This window comes from Acinetobacter baylyi DSM 14961 = CIP 107474 (assembly GCF_000368685.1).
Taxonomy (GTDB): Bacteria; Pseudomonadota; Gammaproteobacteria; order Pseudomonadales; family Moraxellaceae; genus Acinetobacter; species Acinetobacter baylyi.
Genome location: NZ_KB849626.1, coordinates 172,848 through 191,673 on the forward strand (window position 1 = coordinate 172,848; position 18,826 = coordinate 191,673).

General features: G+C 39.8%; 14 protein-coding genes. 8 read left to right on the forward strand and 6 right to left on the reverse strand.

The genetic code is table 11. The features are described from left to right. Position 1: 1 nt before the first annotated feature. Entirely contained in the window at positions 2-1,717 is a 1,716-nt protein-coding gene (locus F952_RS05100; protein WP_004923464.1) for a cation acetate symporter, read from the forward strand. Between the two features lie 39 nt (positions 1,718-1,756). Here the strand turns inward: F952_RS05100 and F952_RS05105 are convergent, their stop codons facing one another. Then, positions 1,757-2,134, reverse strand: a complete 378-nt coding sequence (locus F952_RS05105; RefSeq protein ID WP_004923467.1) for a hypothetical protein — start codon at positions 2,132-2,134, stop codon at positions 1,757-1,759. Between the two features lie 197 nt (positions 2,135-2,331). Between F952_RS05105 and F952_RS05110 the strand changes: the two genes are divergently transcribed. Together F952_RS05110 and F952_RS05115 are read left to right on the forward strand one after the other, a co-directional pair. Then, on the forward strand, positions 2,332-3,024 hold the full coding sequence (locus tag F952_RS05110) for an ion channel (protein ID WP_004923469.1): 693 nt from the start codon (positions 2,332-2,334) through the stop codon (positions 3,022-3,024). Positions 3,025-3,175: 151 nt separating this feature from the next. Further along, positions 3,176-5,158, forward strand: coding sequence for a BCCT family transporter (locus F952_RS05115; protein WP_004923472.1), 1,983 nt, complete (start codon positions 3,176-3,178; stop codon positions 5,156-5,158). 59 nt (positions 5,159-5,217) lie between these two features. Here F952_RS05115 and omp33-36 read toward each other — a convergent pair whose 3' ends face one another. Beyond that, complete coding sequence (gene omp33-36 / locus F952_RS05120; protein ID WP_004923475.1) at positions 5,218-6,120, reverse strand: porin Omp33-36; 903 nt, start codon at positions 6,118-6,120, stop codon at positions 5,218-5,220. A 1,017-nt stretch (positions 6,121-7,137) separates the two neighbouring features. Here omp33-36 and F952_RS05125 point away from each other — a divergent pair. Continuing rightward, the gene (locus F952_RS05125) at positions 7,138-8,880 is read left to right on the forward strand and encodes a GGDEF domain-containing protein (RefSeq protein WP_004923478.1); all 1,743 of its coding nucleotides are present in this window, start codon (positions 7,138-7,140) and stop codon (positions 8,878-8,880) included. A gap of 50 nt (positions 8,881-8,930) precedes the next feature. Here F952_RS05125 and F952_RS05130 read toward each other — a convergent pair whose 3' ends face one another. The 3 genes from F952_RS05130 to F952_RS05140 form a co-directional block, all read right to left on the reverse strand. Then, positions 8,931-10,217 carry a hypothetical protein gene (locus F952_RS05130; protein WP_011182793.1) on the reverse strand — a complete coding sequence of 429 codons (1,287 nt, stop codon included), beginning with the start codon at positions 10,215-10,217 and terminating at the stop codon, positions 8,931-8,933. A gap of 32 nt (positions 10,218-10,249) precedes the next feature. Further along, entirely contained in the window at positions 10,250-13,081 is a 2,832-nt protein-coding gene (gene uvrA, locus F952_RS05135) for an excinuclease ABC subunit UvrA (protein WP_004923483.1), read from the reverse strand. 248 nt (positions 13,082-13,329) lie between these two features. Beyond that, positions 13,330-13,704, reverse strand: coding sequence for a hypothetical protein (locus F952_RS05140; protein WP_004923487.1), 375 nt, complete (start codon positions 13,702-13,704; stop codon positions 13,330-13,332). A gap of 188 nt (positions 13,705-13,892) precedes the next feature. Here F952_RS05140 and F952_RS05145 point away from each other — a divergent pair, with 188 nt between their 5' ends. Beyond that, entirely contained in the window at positions 13,893-14,234 is a 342-nt protein-coding gene (locus F952_RS05145; RefSeq protein WP_004923489.1) for a GlpM family protein, read from the forward strand. Positions 14,235-14,338: 104 nt separating this feature from the next. Here the strand turns inward: F952_RS05145 and tenA are convergent, their stop codons facing one another. After that, positions 14,339-15,010, reverse strand: a complete 672-nt coding sequence (gene tenA, locus F952_RS05150; protein WP_004923492.1) for a thiaminase II — start codon at positions 15,008-15,010, stop codon at positions 14,339-14,341. Positions 15,011-15,205: 195 nt separating this feature from the next. Between tenA and F952_RS05155 the strand changes: the two genes are divergently transcribed. The 3 genes from F952_RS05155 (at position 15,206) to ssb (ending at position 18,421) form a co-directional block, all read left to right on the forward strand. Next, positions 15,206-16,288 (forward strand): DUF475 domain-containing protein, encoded by a 1,083-nt coding sequence (locus tag F952_RS05155; protein WP_004923493.1) that lies wholly within the window; start codon positions 15,206-15,208, stop codon positions 16,286-16,288. A gap of 137 nt (positions 16,289-16,425) precedes the next feature. After that, entirely contained in the window at positions 16,426-17,790 is a 1,365-nt protein-coding gene (locus tag F952_RS05160; RefSeq protein ID WP_004923496.1) for an MFS transporter, read from the forward strand. 52 nt (positions 17,791-17,842) lie between these two features. Next, positions 17,843-18,421 carry a single-stranded DNA-binding protein gene (gene ssb, locus F952_RS05165; protein WP_004923497.1) on the forward strand — a complete coding sequence of 193 codons (579 nt, stop codon included), beginning with the start codon at positions 17,843-17,845 and terminating at the stop codon, positions 18,419-18,421. Positions 18,422-18,826 lie beyond the last annotated feature (405 nt).

An 18,826-nucleotide genomic window follows, 5' to 3' on the forward strand; every position in this document is an offset into this window, starting at 1 on the left:
GATGAAATGGAATTCATTCAAAGCGTTGGCTTTAATGGCAGTTGGAGTACTCTTCTCTACACTTGCGATGGCAAGTCCTGATCTGGGTCAGTCAGAGCAGCAAGCAACAAACTGGCATGCAATTATCATGTTTGTTGCGTTTGTTGGAGGAACTTTGTTCATTACAAAATGGGCAGCCAAGCAAACCACCAGTACCAAAGATTTCTATACAGCAGGCGGCGGTATTTCTGGTTTCCAGAATGGTCTGGCGATTGCTGGGGACTATATGTCGGCTGCTTCGTTCCTGGGTATTTCGGCTTTAGTGTTTAGTTCAGGATTCGATGGTTTACTGTATTCTCTAGGTTTTATGGTGGGCTGGCCAATCGTATTGTTCTTGATTGCCGAGCGCTTACGTAACTTGGGCAAATATAATCTATCTGATGTAGTGTCATTCCGTCTGGAAGAAAAGCCAGTGCGTACGCTTGCTGCATTTAGCTCGCTGGTGGTTGTAGCATTTTATCTGATTGCGCAAATGGTGGGTGCAGGGCAATTGATCAAGCTTCTCTTTGGCTTGAACTATAATATTGCGGTTGTGATTGTGGGTTTACTCATGATGGCTTATGTCATCTTTGGTGGCATGCTAGCAACCACTTGGGTACAAATTATTAAAGCAGTGCTTTTGCTCTCAGGTGCAACCTTCATGGCATTTATGGTCATGAAAGCAGTCGGCTTTAGCTTTAGTAACATGTTCACTCAGGCCATTGATGTTTATGCCAATGTTCGTAATATCAGTCTGGATGATGCAGCCAAGATTATGGGGCCAGGTAAACTCGCTGCGAATCCAATCGATGCGATTTCTCTTGGTTTGGCATTGATGTTTGGTACTGCGGGATTGCCACATATTTTGATGCGTTTCTTTACAGTGAAAGATGCGAAAGAAGCACGTAAATCTGTTGTAGTGGCTACAGGATTCATTGGTTATTTCTACCTGCTCACGTTTATTATTGGCTTCGGTGCGATTCTGTTTGTTTCAAACAATCCACAGTTCCTTGATGTTGCCAAAATGGCAGTGACAGGCAAACTTGAGTTGATGGGCGGGAATAACATGGCTGCGGTGCATTTAAGTGATGCATTGGGCGGCGATTTATTCATGGGCTTCATTTCAGCAGTGGCTTTCGCAACCATTCTTGCGGTTGTTGCGGGTTTAACGCTGTCTGGCGCCTCTGCGATTTCACACGACTTATATGCCAACGTATTTAGAAAAGGCAAAACTACGCCTGAATCTGAATTACGTATGTCTAAAATCGCAACACTTGGTCTTGCAATTTTTGCGATGATTTTGGGTATTCTGTTTGAAAAGCAAAACGTGGCTTTCATGGTTGGTTTAGCATTCTCGGTTGCGTGTTGTGCCAATTTCCCAGTTCTTGTACTTTCAATGTTCTGGAAAGGTTTAACTACGCGCGGTGCAGTGATTGGTGGTGTAGTTGGTTTAACAACTGCGGTGGTGCTCATTATTCTGTCTAAAGCAGTGTGGGTGGATACTCTCAAGATTTCAGATACACCAATTAACCCATTTAATGGTCCTGCAATCTTTGCAATGCCATTGTCATTCCTATGCTGCTGGTTCTTTTCAATCACAGATAACTCAGCACGTGCTAAAGCTGAACGTAAAGCATTTGATGCGCAATATGTTCGCTCAATGACAGGGGTTGGAATTTCAGGTGCATCGGATCACTAAAAAATAAATTTAATAAAAAAAGCGCTTAGAGCGCTTTTTTTATTGCTTGGTATAGACCTGACCATTGAGTTGCATTTGCCAGTGCTGGTTTTGTTGATAAGGCGCACGGTCAATCCGAAACACCTGACCAAATTCACCTTGCCCAATCTGGAACTGCTTTTGATCAAATTGAGTAATACTGGCTTTTAAATCTGACCTGGACGACATTTCTACGTCACTATGAGCTGTTTGTTTTTCTTCAGTTTCTTTGTGCCGATATTCAACTTGGCCATTTTTTTCAATCACGAGCGTATCGTGATCGCTCTGCCATTTTCCGATAAAATCAGGGTGTTGCTCCAGCATAGGGTTTGTTTTACCACAGCCCACCAGAAATAATGCCAAGCTACAGCTCATAAATAAAGATGCTTTTGTTCTCATGAATATTCCTCATTAAATGAGAGGGGTGTTAAAAGTATGAGAGTTTGTCTGGTGATATAGTAGATATTTTTGATGAAAATATGTGAAGAAAAGTTGAGAATGCAAAAATCAGATATAGCTTTGCATGTGACTATGTTAGTTTGATCCAAATCATCCATATATCAATATCTAAAACAAAAAATAGAGGCTATTTGTAGATGTCGATTGCATATCAGTTCTGGAAAAAATTTCGATTATTACCCTCAGCATGGCTGTTATTGGTACAGTTTTTTATTCTCATTTTATCTTTTCTCACCAGTGATCAGGGAACCTATAGGGTGGTGGTCTGGATTTTGGGAGTCTTAGCTCTCCTACTGATTGGTCGTGTGATACGTGAAACTTATGTATTTACGTTTATTGGATTATTTTTCGTATTGGGTGCCTTATTTTTCTCTATTTTAATTTTATTGGGTTTTCATCAGGTTTCTATTCAAGTCCTCACGCATGTTTTTGAAGCTTGTGCCTATTTTTATGCAGCATACGGTTTACTCAGATATATGTTTGCTGACCGCTATTTGACCAAAGATGAACTGTTTGCTGCAGGTGCGGTGTTCACTTTAATCGCTTGGGGTTTTGCTTTTTTATATAATATCTGTCAGTTGGTGGTGCCTATGAGCTTTAGTAAACCTGATCACCAAGGATTACAAAGCTGGTTAGATCTATTGTTTTTAAGTTTTAGCTTGCAGTCGGCAACGGGGTTATCTGATATTTTCCCAGTGAGTTCGGCGGCAAGAGTGATTGCCATTTTACAAATGTTTTTTGGCGTGATGTTTTTGGCGGTTGTAGTATCGCGTTTGGTTGCACTGCAATATATTTCATATACACCGTCAACTAAAGAAAAAAACGAATAAAGAAAGTTACAGCTCTACAACCTCTTTAACTTTCAGATACCTATACAATAGAGCTCGCGCAGTTTGTGCTAATTTTACATTTTTCACGATAGTGAAGCTTTCTTTGACATTTTTTTGTCATCCGTTAAATGAAGAATAACATGGGGGATCTATGCCTTCCAAAACCTCATCTAGGTTTGCAAACATTAATCCAAATGTATTTGTAAGTACGATTATGATCATTGCAATTTTTCTTGCAATTGTAATTTTAGCTCCAGATGCATTTGAATTGTTGACTCAACAATTAAAAAACTGGATTACAGAATCATTTAGTTGGTTCTATGTATTATCGGTTGCCTTCTTTCTAATTGTACTCGGTTATATCGCCTGCTCATCGAGCGGAAAAATCAAGTTAGGTCCAGATCATAGTCAGCCTGATTATAGTAATAGCTCTTGGTTTGCCATGCTATTTACTGCTGGTATGGGCATCGGACTCATGTTCTTCGGGATTGCTGAACCGATTATGCATTATGTGAGCCCACCTTCTGGTGAGCCAGAAACAATTTTAGCTGCCCAGCAATCTATGCGCGTAACCTTCTTCCATTGGGGATTACACGCCTGGGGGATTTACGCGATTGTGGCATTATCTTTGTCTTATTTTGCTTATCGTCATGATTTACCCTTAAAGATTCGCTCTTCTCTTTATCCTCTTATTGGTAAGAAAATTTATGGACCGATGGGAGATGCAGTTGATACCTTTGCGACCATTGGGACAATTTTTGGTGTTGCTACAACGCTCGGCTTTGGGGTTACCCAAATTAGCTCTGGCTTAAATTACTTATTCGGATTTGAACCCACTTCTTTTTCTAAGGTTGTTCTGATTATTATCGTGAGTGCCATGGCTGCCTTGTCGGTCGGGTTGGGTCTGGACAAAGGGGTAAAACGCCTTGCAGAGTTAAATCTGGTCTTGGCTGTCACGCTTTTAGCGTTTGTTTTCTTCACGAGTGCAACGGTTTATTTGCTCCAAACGACAATCCAGAATACGGGTCAATATATTTCCAATCTTTTTGAAATGACCTTTAATCTCTATGCCTATCAACCCAATGGCTGGATTGGTGGCTGGACAATTATGTACTGGGCATGGTGGATTTCTTGGTCGCCATTTGTGGGGATGTTTATTGCACGTGTATCACGCGGACGTACCATTCGAGAGTTTATTATTGGTGTCATGCTGATTCCGACAGGTTTTACCCTGATCTGGATGGGATTCATGGGTAATGCTGGCTTGTATAGCATTTTGCATGACGGTAATCTCAGCCTGCTTAATGCAGTACAACGTGACTCATCTGTTGCTTTGTTTGAATTTTTACATAGTTTACCTTTTTCTGGTGTGATGAGCCTATTGGCGACGGTGCTGGTGGTTTTATTCTTTGTGACCTCTGCAGATTCGGGCGCATTGGTGGTGGATTATCTGACAGCCAAGTCTGAAGATTCTCCAGTATGGCAGCGTTTATTTTGGATTGTAGTGATGGCAGGTCTGGCGATTATCTTGCTATTGGCCGGTGGTTTGACTGCGTTACAATCTGCTACGATCATGAGTGCTTTACCATTTACCTTTATCATGTTGCTCATTTGTTGGGGACTGATTAAAGCGCTCAGGATCGACTCAACCAAAATGCAAGCGATTCAGGAAGCGAGAACTACACCACGTGCGATACAAAATCCACGTAGTTGGCAGCAACGCCTTGGATTGATCATGCATTATCCGCACTCTAAAGTGGAGGTAGATGCTTATATCAAAAAGCATGTTCAGCGTGCTTTTGAAAGTCTGGAACGTGAGTTTAAGCGTCGTCATCTTACTGTGGCGATTAGTGAAACAGATGATGGCCTACAGCTTAAAGTGGATCATCATGATGAAATCAATTTTATTTATCATGTTGTTTCACGTGAAACAATGCCACCAAGTTTTATGCTAGAACAGGAACATAACGCGGATGTTGAAAAATACTTTCAGGCCGAAGTGTTTTTGAGAGAAGGTGGACAGAATTACGACGTAATGGACTGGACTGAAGAAGATTTAATTCAGGATATTATCGATCAGTACGAACGTCATCTCTACTTCTTGAGTGTAATGCGTGCTCAAACTGGAAATTAAATATTCAGACGTAAAAAAGGACTCATAAGAGTCCTTTTTTATAGGTCGATCATTTCGAATTAGAAACGAGCTTTAGCATTCAAACCGATTGTTTGAGTGTCAAATGTAGAACCTTTTACATCAGCTTTGATGTAAGACGCGCCAACAGAAACTGCTGGAGTGATGAAGTAGTTGACGTTACCGCCCCATGCTTGACGGAATTCACCAAGGTTTTGACCTTTGATGTTTGCTTTGCCATCGTTACCGATGAAAGTTGCACCCACGCTCAACTTAGGTGTGAGGTAAAGATCAGTTTTCAAACCGTATTGGTTTTCTTGACCAAATGCACCAGTTGCTTCAAAGCCAATCGCCATGTTAGTACCATCGATAGGACCCACATATTTAGCACGTGCAGTTACAGCGTCTTGATCGTTCTGGATCGCAGCAGTTTGGTTTACAGCTGAATAGATACCGTTGCTGATGATACCGAAGTTATCAAGAGAGAATTGGTTTGCAACACTTGTATAACCAACAGCCATCAAGAAGTTAGGAAGCAACATTGCACCTACTTCTAATGCATAACGGTCGCCATTGTCATCGCGAGAAATTGCATTTTTACCATCAACATCAGTATGGTTATAAGATGCGCTTGCATATACAGGAAGGTATGGAGTTGGAAGGTAAGTTTCACCTTTAACACCGTATGTACCAACGTGATAATTTAGACCGTTGTTTTGGTCGTATTGTTGGTAGCTGTAACCAAGAGATACACTAGATGCTTGGTTTAAGAAAGCTGCTTCAGCTAAAGGGCCTTTAGAAGCGTCAACATCTTTCAAATAGAAAGTACCTGCAACGTCACCAGTGAAGTTTTTGTCATTTGCAGTAGTGTCTACAAATTCAGATTGACCTTGAACTTCAACTTGGTACGCTTGAGCGCCGGTCATGGCTAATAATAGAGCAGTGGCTAAACCGAGTTTTTTCATAAGAGTTTCCAGCATTACCAAAAGATTAAGCTGGGGTCATTGTATTGTAACAAATTATATAGTCAATGATTGTTCACACAATGCAATGCTGAATAAAAAATAGTCTGATTGTTCTGTATAAAATATGATCAATTGAAAATTTTTATGTCAACCTGAAAAAAATCTATTTTTACAACTAGCTATCATATTTTTAATGCCATAAAAAAATATTTTGGCATAAATAATAAGCAGATTTTCAATTGTTAAATTAGATCAATTAAATTTAAATTATCGTTAAAAACTTTTATTAAAAGTATTTAAATTCTCAGTTTTTTTATAAAAATAACCTGAGTCCTTGCTAAAAATCACTAAAATAGTTCACAAAACTCCAAATTAGTGCGAAATAAATTATATTTCAGGCTAAAAAGTGTGCAATTAATTTGCATTAGTGTGATGTATGTCACTTTATTTTGCTTATTTGAAGTTTTTATCAAATCTTAGTGTTTTAGTTGGGTTTACAGGCTGAAATTTTTTTGCATAATAATGAACATCAAGCATGCATTTCTATTTGAAATTGATGGCTTGGTGCTTCCAAACAGAGTATTTGTTTTATATGCCCAGCTTTCCCCAAGGCTGGGTTTTTTTTATGCGTATCATTGCTGTTTTCTGATGATTCTTTTTATTTAAAATATTTAGAAGATGAGATTTAGGTGATAAAGCAACGTGATTTCAAGCCGAGAAATAGTGACTAAATTAATGAAAAAATGCCTAGCAGATATTTGAAAAACTGCTAGGCAATAAAAGGATGCAGAAATTGGGAGAGCATCCTTTTGAGGAAAGTTTTAAAGAAAAATTTAAATCTGTAATGCCATTATGAAGTATCTCTAAACTTTTGAAAAATTGTTTATTTTTATAAGAACCATAGGTAAACACGATAGCGTATAGTTAATTTTTTTTATGCTGCACTATAAGTTATTGCTAAATAATAAAGATTTTAAGTTAAAATATCATGACAGAAACAGCCTATTCTAATTTTAAGTGAATTCAAAAAGAAACAATGAGCTTGGTTATCCTGAAAGTGGCAAAACAGCATCAATAGAGACATCTATACGCTATCGCTTATTTCTATTTCTTTTTATCTTAATTTTATCGTTTCTGATTATTTCTCTTCCGCAGGTATTTAGCAGTTATCAGCAGCTACAACAAAGTCATCGTGGTTTTATTGAAATCAAATTATTAGAAACATTAACAGACACTGCAAATAAAATTTCTAGAGAACGTGCTTTTGCCAATCAATTGATGGCGAGTCCACCAGAACTGATGACACAGAAAAGACGTCAGTTAAATGAGTATCGATTGCAGGTTGATGCATCATTGCAGCAAACGATTCGATTGCTGAATGATAATGAACAGCAGCAAGTGGCGCAGGTTGTAAGTGTAGATATACAATCGCGTTTAGAAGTAGCACGCCATGTTGTTGACCAATATGTTAATCAACCATTGGCCCATAAATCTTATCAACAATATGATCATGCTATACGGGGCATGTTTTCGGCGTGGGATAGCTGTCGCGAAGCTTTAAAAAAATTATTAATTAGTTCGAGTCAGGAAGATGACGGTTTATCTCGCAATATGACTTTAATTTTACTTGTCTCTGATCTGCGTGACCAATCTGGACGGGTTGTATCAAATATTATTGCGCCTGTGAGTTTTTCAATTCAGATTCCTGACGATAACCGTGCTCGTTCTTTACAGACTCAACATCAGGCAATCTATTTGTGGAAATTGATTGATACACTGCAACCTGATCATACTCGAACTCCAGAATATCTACATTTATATCAACAAGTAAAAACACAGTTTTTAGATGAAGGCATTGAACTCGTTTCTACGCTATTACGTGAAAGTGACCAGCACCGTGCCTATTCATTATCTGCGATCAGTTTGACCGAACAGATTGTGAGCAAGTTTAATTCAATTGTAGCGTTACAAAATTATCTGGTACAAACCAGCCTGGCCCAAGCTGAGCAACAAGAATATGCCGCATGGCAAAAGTTTATACTGACGGTACTCATTTCGATTTTTTCTCTCTTAGTTGCAGGCCTAACTTTACGTTATATACAGCGTTATATTTTGCTTCCACTTATGGAGGCACGTGAAAGTATTTTAGCCTTATCACTCCCTCAATCTTATGGTCAGGAAAATCGCAAGAAAAAACGCTTCAAAGGTGAATTTGCAGAGTTGTTCGCTGCGATTGCCAAATTAAAAAGATTGTTATCTCAAAAAGATGCATTAGAGTTTCAACTGCGTAATATTGCGCATACTGATACCTTGACAGGTGTGGCCAATCGTCAAGCACTTGAGGCATATTTCATAGCGCTTGAACAAGAACCATGGAAGTGGTCAGATTTGTGTTTAATGATTATTGATATCGACTATTTTAAACAGATTAATGATCAATATGGTCACATGGTGGGGGATCAGGTTATACAGCGTATTGCGGATCAGTTGCAGCAGCATGTCGATGTTTCCGATCTGATTGTACGCTATGGAGGAGATGAGTTTTTAATTCTGATTGAAGATATTGCTGCAGAGGATGCACTTCAACTTGCAGAAAAGATAAGTAAAAGTATTTATACACTATGTATTGCTCCCGATATTTCGACATCGGTAAGTATTGGGTTAGCAGTAGGTGCTAGAAATTGGCTCACCTTATTTCAAAATGCAGATCAGGCATTGTTGCGAGCCAAAGCCAAAGGAAAAAATAGAGTGGAGGGATAAAGGAATATTCTCATTTAGAAATATATAATTTCTTGATGAGAGGCATTTATTTAAAATAAAATTTCACTTAATGAATTTTGTGAAATAAACCATTTGCCATTTGGTTCATTTCTAAGTTCAGGTAGACCATTATCTTGATGAGCATAATTTAGAGAAATAGAAACTTCTTTAATAAAGTTTTGCCTATCTTTGATGTAATCAAGATGAGTTTTTATAATAGTACTTGAGGGGCTTTGATCATTAGAATTTATAATATAAAAATTTAGTAAGTCAATAGATGAGTAATCAACTTTAATATCTTTTGTTTCTTTTTTCTGATGCTTGCCTATAGTATGAAGCAAAGTTGGAGTTAATTTTCCCCATTGTTTGTTTTTCCATGCCTGTAAAAATTCTAATAGAGTATATTCTGGGCTACTTTTTTCTAATGTTTCAGTTGTTTGATTTTGCCAAAAAATAGAACCTTTGCGTGTACGTTTTTCCCATGAATCGATTCTCTGGTTAAGGCGACTAGTCTGATTATAGCTCTGTAATATTTCTAAAAATGATTCCTGATTTTTCTGTTTATTAATACGTCTTTCATCTGCCCATTCTATAAGAGCAGCTAATACCCACCAACATTTTGAAGCAACCTCTTTATTGGCAAAGTTTAAATCTCGACCATGCAAAATGCCATTGCGATAAGGAATAGTGATTTCCTCAATGTTTGTGGCTTTGCGTGATGAATTCATAATTTCTTTAAGAAATGGTAAACCACTAGAGTGAGCTGTAATACTGTCGTAAAGTTCAAATTGAGAACTCTCAGTAAAGAAACCTATATGATTTGAAATATCATTAGCGAGACCATCTATAATAGCCAATAGTAGAGGAATACATGCATGGTATCGCTTTTCCAAATAGTCTGTTTTTAATAAAGTAAGTAGATCTATTCTTAATTTAAAATGTTCACGGCTTTGACACTTTATTAATATTAGGTCTATATAAATCTCATCAATTGAATCGATTAGAGTTTTTTTGGCTTCATCAATTTTGTTTTCTAAGCCCAGCTTTACAGATTCTTCTAAAACTTTTTGGCTTAAAGCACCATAACAAATCCAGCCATGTTTAGCAAAAATTTCATTAAATTGGTCTGGTAAGTACAAAATATTACTCATATCTTGAATTTTTAGAAACTTTTCTTTTAAAAGTTGAGCTTTTGGATTGAGTTTATAAATAAAAGGAAATTTATCTAAAGCTTTAAAACTTACTTGACCTACTTTTAGTAAGTTGATGAGTGGTTTTATAGATTCATTATCTTTAATTTTCTTTGTCATATAAATAAAAAACGGTGAATGAATCACCGTTTTACCATAAAATTATAATGTCTTAAAGATTAACTCAACATCGGCTTTAAGAAACGCCCAGTATGTGAAATTTCCACTTCAGCCACCTGTTCTGGTGTACCTTCAGCAATAATCTGACCACCACCAGCACCACCTTCTGGCCCAAGATCAATCACCCAGTCAGCGGTTTTAATCACATCTAGATTATGCTCAATCACCACAATGGTATTCCCTTTATTGCGTAGCTCATGCAGGATGTCGAGCAGCTTGGCAATGTCATGAAAATGCAAACCTGTGGTAGGTTCATCCAGTACATATAAAGTTTTGCCTGTATCACGTTTGGCCAATTCACGCGCCAGTTTCACCCGCTGTGCTTCACCACCTGAAAGGGTCGTTGCAGCCTGACCCAAACGAATATAACCTAAACCAACTTGAGTCAATGTTTCGAGGCGGCGATGAATCACAGGAATCGCACTAAAGAACTCCACGCCATCTTCCACGGTCATCTCTAAAACATCTGAAATGTTTTTGCCTTTATAACTCACTTCAAGCGTTTCACGGTTATAGCGTTTCCCATGACAAGCATCGCAAGGCACATACATATCGGGTAAGAAGTGCATCGCGACTTTAATCATGCCATCACCTTCACAGACTTCACAGCGTCCGCCTTTGACGTTAAATGAAAAACGTCCAGCAGCATAACCACGCGCTTTAGCCTCTGGAGTTTGTGCAAATAACTCACGAATGGGGGTAAATAAACCTGTATAAGTGGCAGGATTAGAACGTGGTGTACGTCCAATTGGGCTCTGGTCAATATCAACGACTTTATCAAGATGTTGCAAGCCATCAATCGAATCAAACTTTTCTGCGGTGAGAGTGGTTGCGCCATTGAGCTGTGTAGCAGCTAAAGGTAACAGTGTTCGATTGATCAGGGTCGATTTGCCCGAGCCAGAAACACCAGTTACACAAGTCATGATCCCTAAAGGAATGGTCAGATCGACATTTTTTAGGTTATGACCTGCTGCACCTGATAGTTTAATCTTCTGGTCAGGGGTTGGAGAAGACAAGCGTTGCTTCGGAATTTCAATTTTTAAAGCACCTGACAGGTATTGACCAGTCAGGGAGTCAGCATGATTTGCCAGCTCTTCATAGGTTCCTTCGGCAATAATTTCGCCGCCATGTATGCCAGCGCCTGGGCCAATATCAATAATATGATCGGCAGCGCGAATGGCATCTTCATCATGTTCAACCACCAATACGGTATTGCCCAAATCACGCAAGCGAATCAGGGTTTGCAACAAACGGTCATTATCACGTTGATGCAAACCAATCGAAGGTTCATCCAGTACATACATCACACCCATCAAACCAGCGCCAATTTGTGAGGCCAGACGAATACGCTGGGCTTCACCACCAGAGAGTGTTTCGGCAGAACGTGCCAGACTTAAATAATTCAGTCCAACGCTGACCAAAAAGTGTAAGCGCTCACGAATCTCCTTGAAGATTTTGTCTGCAATTTCACCTTTGGCACCTTCCAGATTTATATCCTGATAATAACTTTCGGCATCGCCAATCGACATACTAGTAATGTCGGCAATGGTTTTGTCTTTCACTTTTACATGGCGCGAAATTTCATTCAGGCGTGAACCACCACAGGCATCACAAGCAGCGTTAGATAAATACTGTGACAAATCATCACGTACATAATTACTTTCTGTTTCGCGGTAACGACGTTCCAGATGTGTAATCACGCCCTCAAAGGGAATCACCCGATTATGTCTGCGACCTCGTTCATCGATATAGCTCAGGTCAATTTTTTCTTTGCCTGTGCCATATAAAAATTTCTTTTGAGTATCTTTGTCCAGTTTGTTCCAAGGTTCATCGAGTGAATAACCAAAATGCTCTGCTACTTTTTGCAACATTGAATAGTAGTACGGACGTTGACGATCCCAGCCACGAATCGCGCCTTGGCTAATTGATAAATCAGATGTAGGAATCAATTTCTCGGCACTAAAATGACTACGTGTACCCAAGCCATCACACACAGGGCAGGCACCAAACGGGTTGTTGAAGGAAAACATCCGTGGCTCAAGTTCAGCGACTGCACGATCACATTCAGGGCATGAGTGTTTGGCAGAAAATACTCGATCGGGCTGTTCGGCGTTCATCCAAGTCAAGATCGCCAAATCACTCCCCAGGCGCAGCGCCGTTTCAAAGGATTCGGCAATACGGTTACCCAGATCATCACGTACTTTAAAACGATCGACCACTACTTCAATGGTGTGTTTTTTCTTTTTATCCAGTTCAGGCGGGCTATCAATATCAATAATTTCGCCATCGACACGGGCACGGACAAACCCCTGACCTTGTAACTGCTCAAACAGTTGTGAATATTCACCTTTACGCTCACGTACCACTGGTGCGAGTAGCATTAAGGCTGTCCCTTCATCTAATACCTTAACAGCATCGACCATTTCAGACACGGTTTGTGCCACCATCGGCAAATCATGCTCTGGGCAGTATGGTGTACCCACACGTGCATAGAGTAGACGTAAATAGTCATAAATCTCGGTAATGGTACCCACGGTCGAACGTGGGTTGTGGCTGGTCGATTTCTGTTCAATGGCAATTGCGGGACTTAAGCCTTCAATGGCATCGACATCAGGTTTTTCCATTTGGGATAAAAACTGACGTGCGTATGCCGACAGTGATTCAACATAACGGCGTTGACCTTCTGCATATAAAGTATCAAAGGCTAGAGAGGATTTACCTGAGCCTGAGAGTCCCGTAATCACCACAAACTTATCGCGTGGAATATCGAGAGACACATTTTTTAGGTTATGGGTACGTGCACCTCGAATACGGATATGACTTTGGCTCATAAAATGATCCTGAAATGAATTGGAAAAACTTATATATGATAGCGCATGAAAAATGTTCAAGCACAGGCTTTGGTATTTTATGCGTCATTTTGTGTCGGACAAATGAAATTACAAGCTGAGTTCGTTTATAAAAAATGCTGGAATGTTATCGAATCATGAACAATATCAATGGATATCTAGCTGATAAAAAAAGCACAGTGGATACTGTGCTGGAGTCAAAAATCAGAGATTGTTTTTGTTTTTTATTATTAGCATGCAAGTGCAAATTCACGCTCAAAGATTGATTCGATCTCTTCAAAGCGGATTTTTTTGGTTTCTGGTTTTTGCGAAAAACTATAATGAATAACACATTTTTCCAGCTCAGATAAAAATGCTTCGTAGTCGTGTTCAAAATGATTCAGATCCATCAAATCTAGATGTCGGTTGGCATTGCAATTGTATCTGGCAATAAAATTCAGCATAAGATCTTGAATGCTACGATTAGTAAAATAAAGCAGATAGGTGGCCGCAGATCCACAGTGCAAACAGCCTTTATTAATATATATCTCTTCATTGGCATGCCAGCATTGTCTTAATGTAATCATTGCCTTCACTGCTTCATCGGCTTGCGTCTCAAGATGCATCACATTCTCCCCATGGACGGTCTCAAGTAAAATAAAGTATTTATAAATGATAATCATTATCATAATGCGGTATGTCAGATGAAAATGCAAGCTGAATTAAAGAATAGATTGATTGTTGACAACGAGCTTCATTTCTTTTTTAAAAAAGGGTAAGGTGCTTCAATCTTAAAATTTACAGGTCAGTCTTGATGTTCGGGCTGTTTTTAAAATGCACGCTTGGGGCGGCAGTTGTGCTCTTGATTTCAATTTTGTCCAAGAGCAAAACATTTTATATTGCGGGGCTGGTACCATTATTTCCAACATTTGCCCTGATTGCTCACGTCATTGTATTTGGGCAACAAGGCGCCGAAGCATTGCGTAAAACGGCTTTATTCGGCCTCTGGTCACTTATTCCTTATGCGGTGTACTTGGGTATGGTGTATTACTTTGCCAACCGTTTACCGATTGGACTGTGCTTGACTGTTGCAACGCTAACGTGGGTGATAGTTGCGGCAGGTTTGATCTATGGTTGGAATAGTTATTTTAATTAATCTCAGACCCTTATGTTTTTCATCATGAAGTGAGTACACACACCGCGCTTTAATCTTGCCCATAACAGCAGATTCAGTGTGTGACTCACTGTCGATACATGAGGTTAATCGGATAATCCTAACCACTGACGCTGATGATAGGCACTGTCCCAAAACAGCCATTCCAGTTTGGCGCCCATGCTATAAGCAGCATGCATTTTGGCTTTAGTATCATCATCACAGCGCGCAGCGACTTTATCAACAGTGGCAATCACGTTGCGTACAGCGGTATGGAATTCTTCGCCTGAATAGGTATCAATCCATGCCTGATAGGGGTTATTGTTTACCGATTTGCTCACAATGTCATGACCCACTTCGGCATAAATCCAGAAGCAGGGTAAGAGCGCTGCCAGTACAACTGGATAACTTTCCGACCAGGCGGTTGCTGTTAGGAAAGAAGTATAATGATGACATGCGAGTGTCAACGGTGTTGTTTCAAACGTGTGTTTAGAAATTCCAAACACTTGCATAAAATCATTGTGCAAACTACGTTCTACCACAATGGCAATTTTGGCAGCTTCGGAAAATTGCATAACATCATCGGCCTCAAATGCTTTTGCAGCAGCAACAGCCAAAGTACGACCATAAGCCAGCAGATAATGTGCATCCTGAATCACATAGTGACAAAATGCGGCTTCAGGCAGTGTCCCTTTTGCCAGCTCTTGATTAAAAGGCAAGTCTAATATTTTTTGATATAAATCAATATTATTGTTCCATAGGTCTTGGCTAAAGCTCATAAAAATTGTGCTCTTTAAATCAATTTGATCAGGCCAGACTATAGCAAAATTTTTTGTCTGGTCGTATGCAATTGTCTTGATTAAATCTGCCTTAATATTTTAGTAAAAAGTGATAAATGTCATCTTAAACAATCCGAAAAACCCGCATAATACACACCGAAATTCTAATTTTGATCAATTTGACTCAGGGCGCCCATGAAGCATTTTCGTTTTTCCATTTTCTTTACAGTCATTTGTTTGGCTTTGTCTGCTTATTGGGGCTATACCCATGGGCCAGAGGCTGGACTTTCCACTATGTTTAAGGCACTCACTATTACTGCAATTTTGGCTGTGATGGAAGTTTCATTGTCATTTGACAATGCTGTGGTCAATGCATCGGTACTGCGTGGTTGGGATCATTTCTGGAAAATGCTGTTTTTAACAGTGGGTATTCTGATTGCTGTATTTGGAATGCGTCTGATTTTCCCAGTAGCAATTGTTGCTGTGACTGCGGACATGGGCATGATTGAAGTGGCAAAAATGGCACTGAATGATCCAAAAAATTACTCTGAACGTTTGATGCAGCATCATGCCGAAATTGCGGCATTTGGTGGTACGTTCCTATTGATGGTGTTTTTAAACTTTTTCTTTGATGATGGCAAAGACACTCACTGGTTTAAATGGATTGAAGCCAAACTTGCCAACTTAGCTAACATTCCTGCCATGTCGGTATTTGTCGCATTGGTTGCGATGCTGATTATGGCAGCGTATGTATCGGATGATAAACGTCTGGTGGTCACGATGGCGGGAATCTGGGGGCTCGTGGTTTATATTGGTGTGCAGGTTTTGAGTCATCTGTTGGGTGGCGAGCCTGAAATTGATGAGAATGGTAATGCCATCGGTCATGATGGTTCTGGTGCTTCAACAGGTGTAATCAAAGCAGGTTTTGGTGGATTCCTTTACCTGGAAGTGCTAGATGCCTCGTTTAGTTTTGATGGTGTCATTGGTGCATTTGCAATTACCAGTGATGTCGTCATTATCATGTTAGGATTGGCGATTGGTGCGATGTTTGTGCGTTCAATGACCGTTTATCTGGTCGAGAAAGGCACACTAGATGCTTATATCTATCTTGAACACGGTGCACATTACGCGATTGGTGCCCTGGCATTTATTATGCTCGCCAGTGGGACGGGTGTGCATGTGCCAGAGGTGGTCACTGGTTTAATTGGTGTTGCATTTATTGTGTGGGCGGTTTTGGCTTCGATTCAGTATAGCAAGCATCAGGAACAAAGCGATTAAGCTAGGTTTCAGTTAAACTCAATACAATAAAGGGTGCATAGGCACCCTTTTTTATGGGTGTGATATTTTCGTCAAATCAGGCGAAGTTTAATGTTGAATCCTCTATAATTTGATTAAGTTAAGATAAGCGTGTTGATATGATGAATGCATTGGAGCGTCGCTCAACGTTTGCATTAAGCAGTATTTTTGCCTTGCGTATGTTGGGTTTGTTCATGATTATTCCTGTGTTTTCAATTGCAGGACAATCCTATCAATACGCGACGCCAGCCCTGATTGGTTTGGCTGTAGGGGTGTATGGCCTCAGTCAAGCACTGTTGCAAATTCCTTTTAGTCTGGTTGCAGACCGCTTTAGTCGTAAACCACTGGTGGTGATAGGTTTGCTACTGTTTGCACTGGGTGGTGCAGTGGCAGCCATGTCACATACCATTTATGGTGTAATTATTGGACGTGCTATTGCAGGTGCTGGCGCGGTATCTGCGGTAGTTATGGCATTATTGGCCGATGTGACACGTGAAGAACAGCGCACCAAAGCGATGGCAGCCATGGGGATGAGTATTGGCCTGTCTTTTGTGGTGGCATTTAGTGTGGGGCCGTGGCTCACCAGTCTGGTCGGGATTTCAGGCTTATTTTGGGTCACCACTGTGATGGGTCTGGTTGCGATTCTCATGCTGTTATTAGTTCCTAAAGTCACACGACACCATAAAAACTTTCAACAGGGTTATCTGGCGCAGTTAAAACAAGTGATTCAAATGGGAGATCTGAACCGTCTGCATCTTTCGGTTTTTTCCTTACATCTTTTGCTGACCGCCATGTTTATTTATGTACCTTCCCAACTCATCGAGTTTGCAGGTATTCCATTATCAAAACATGGACTTGTATATTTACCACTACTGTTAGTCAGCCTGTTTTTTGCTTTTCCTAGTATTATTGTGGCGGAAAAATATCGCAAAATGCGTGGCATTTTTCTGACCGCGATTACAGGTATTATTGTCGGGTTGCTGATCCTGATTTTTGGCTATGAGTCAAAATACATTCTGCTCACAGGGCTCGGTATTTTCTTTATTGCCTTTAATGTGATGGAAGCTTTATTGCCCTCTTGGCTATCCAAATCTGCTCCAATTCAATCTAAAGCCACTGCCATGGGGATTAATGCCAGCAGCCAGTTTCTGGGCGCTTTTTTTGGCGGTACGCTGGGTGGGCAATTGCTGATGTTACATAATACTTCACTGGGTTGGAGTATCTTGGCAGCGATTGCTATACTATGGCTGCTGATCAGTTTTAGTCTGGCTCAACCGCGTTATTTATCTTCAATTGTATTGCCATTACCAGAAGTTAAACAAACGGATGAGTGGACTTCAAAACTCTTGGCAATTCGTGGTATTGAAGAAGTCGTGGTGATGACTGAGCAGCGTGTGGCTTATATAAAAGTCGATAAACGCGTCATTGATGATACTGCGCGACAACATTTAACGCAGTTGTTGGGCTCAGAGGTAGCCATTTAAGCATAACTCTTATAAAGTAAAACATAGAAATGTAATAGGAAGAAAACAGCTCATGCGTGGTGTAAATAAGGTTATTTTGGTTGGTACTTTGGGTCGTGATCCGGAAACTAAAACTTTTCCAAATGGTGGATCTCTGACACAATTTTCAATTGCAACCAGCGAGGCGTGGACAGATAAAAGTACCGGTGAGCGTAAAGAACAGACCGAATGGCACCGTATTGTACTGCATAATCGTTTAGGTGAAATTGCACAACAATACCTGCGTAAAGGCTCTAAAGTTTATATTGAAGGTTCATTGCGTACACGCCAGTGGACAGACCAGAATGGTCAGGAGCGTTATACCACCGAAATTCGTGGTGACCAGATGCAAATGCTAGATACACGTTCACAAGGCGATCAGCCAATGAGCGGTGGTAACGATTTTAATCAGCCACGCTTTAACAATAATGCGCCGCAGCAAAACACAGGCTATAACCAAGGTGGCGGTTACAATAACAGCGGCAATAACAACTTCAATCAAGGCAGTGGTTATGGCAATGGCGGTAGCAATAACAGTAATCAAGGTGGTTATGTGCCAAAAGCACCGCAGCAACCTGCACCAGCCGATTTAGACGATGACTTACCATTTTAGACGATACAAATAAATATTGTATTGGTTGATTAGAGAGAACCTGATGTATATCAGGTTCTTTTTTTATAGGAAAAATTAGGATATTTAATCTAAGGCTTGGTACTTCATTGCTCAGATCATTTGTTATACAAAAAAAATATCATCACATGCCCACCAATTTAGATATTTACATTTAAATCTATTCAGAGAAAAAGAATAGAAAAAGTTCAAATTATTTTTTTAAATATGATTAAAAAACAAATCATTAGATGGTTATAAATCAATAATGCATCAAATTTGGTTACATATAGCACAGTTTTGGTGCGTAAATACCGTCATTGGCTCTCGATTTTACTCAATAAATGGCTCTCGTTTATTGAGACCTAAAAAGACACATTAGCTTTATTAGAAGTATGCATACGGAAA

Coding starts and splice junctions, on each gene's coding strand:
- F952_RS05100 (WP_004923464.1), top strand. CDS start 2: ATGAAATGGAATTCATTCAAAGCGTTGGCTTTAATGGCAGTTGGAGTA.
- F952_RS05105 (WP_004923467.1), bottom strand. CDS start 2,134: ATGAGAACAAAAGCATCTTTATTTATGAGCTGTAGCTTGGCATTATTT.
- F952_RS05110 (WP_004923469.1), top strand. CDS start 2,332: ATGTCGATTGCATATCAGTTCTGGAAAAAATTTCGATTATTACCCTCA.
- F952_RS05115 (WP_004923472.1), top strand. CDS start 3,176: ATGCCTTCCAAAACCTCATCTAGGTTTGCAAACATTAATCCAAATGTA.
- omp33-36 (WP_004923475.1), bottom strand. CDS start 6,120: ATGAAAAAACTCGGTTTAGCCACTGCTCTATTATTAGCCATGACCGGC.
- uvrA (WP_004923483.1), bottom strand. CDS start 13,081: ATGAGCCAAAGTCATATCCGTATTCGAGGTGCACGTACCCATAACCTA.
- F952_RS05140 (WP_004923487.1), bottom strand. CDS start 13,704: ATGCATCTTGAGACGCAAGCCGATGAAGCAGTGAAGGCAATGATTACA.
- F952_RS05145 (WP_004923489.1), top strand. CDS start 13,893: ATGTTCGGGCTGTTTTTAAAATGCACGCTTGGGGCGGCAGTTGTGCTC.
- tenA (WP_004923492.1), bottom strand. CDS start 15,010: ATGAGCTTTAGCCAAGACCTATGGAACAATAATATTGATTTATATCAA.
- F952_RS05155 (WP_004923493.1), top strand. CDS start 15,206: ATGAAGCATTTTCGTTTTTCCATTTTCTTTACAGTCATTTGTTTGGCT.
- F952_RS05160 (WP_004923496.1), top strand. CDS start 16,426: ATGATGAATGCATTGGAGCGTCGCTCAACGTTTGCATTAAGCAGTATT.
- ssb (WP_004923497.1), top strand. CDS start 17,843: ATGCGTGGTGTAAATAAGGTTATTTTGGTTGGTACTTTGGGTCGTGAT.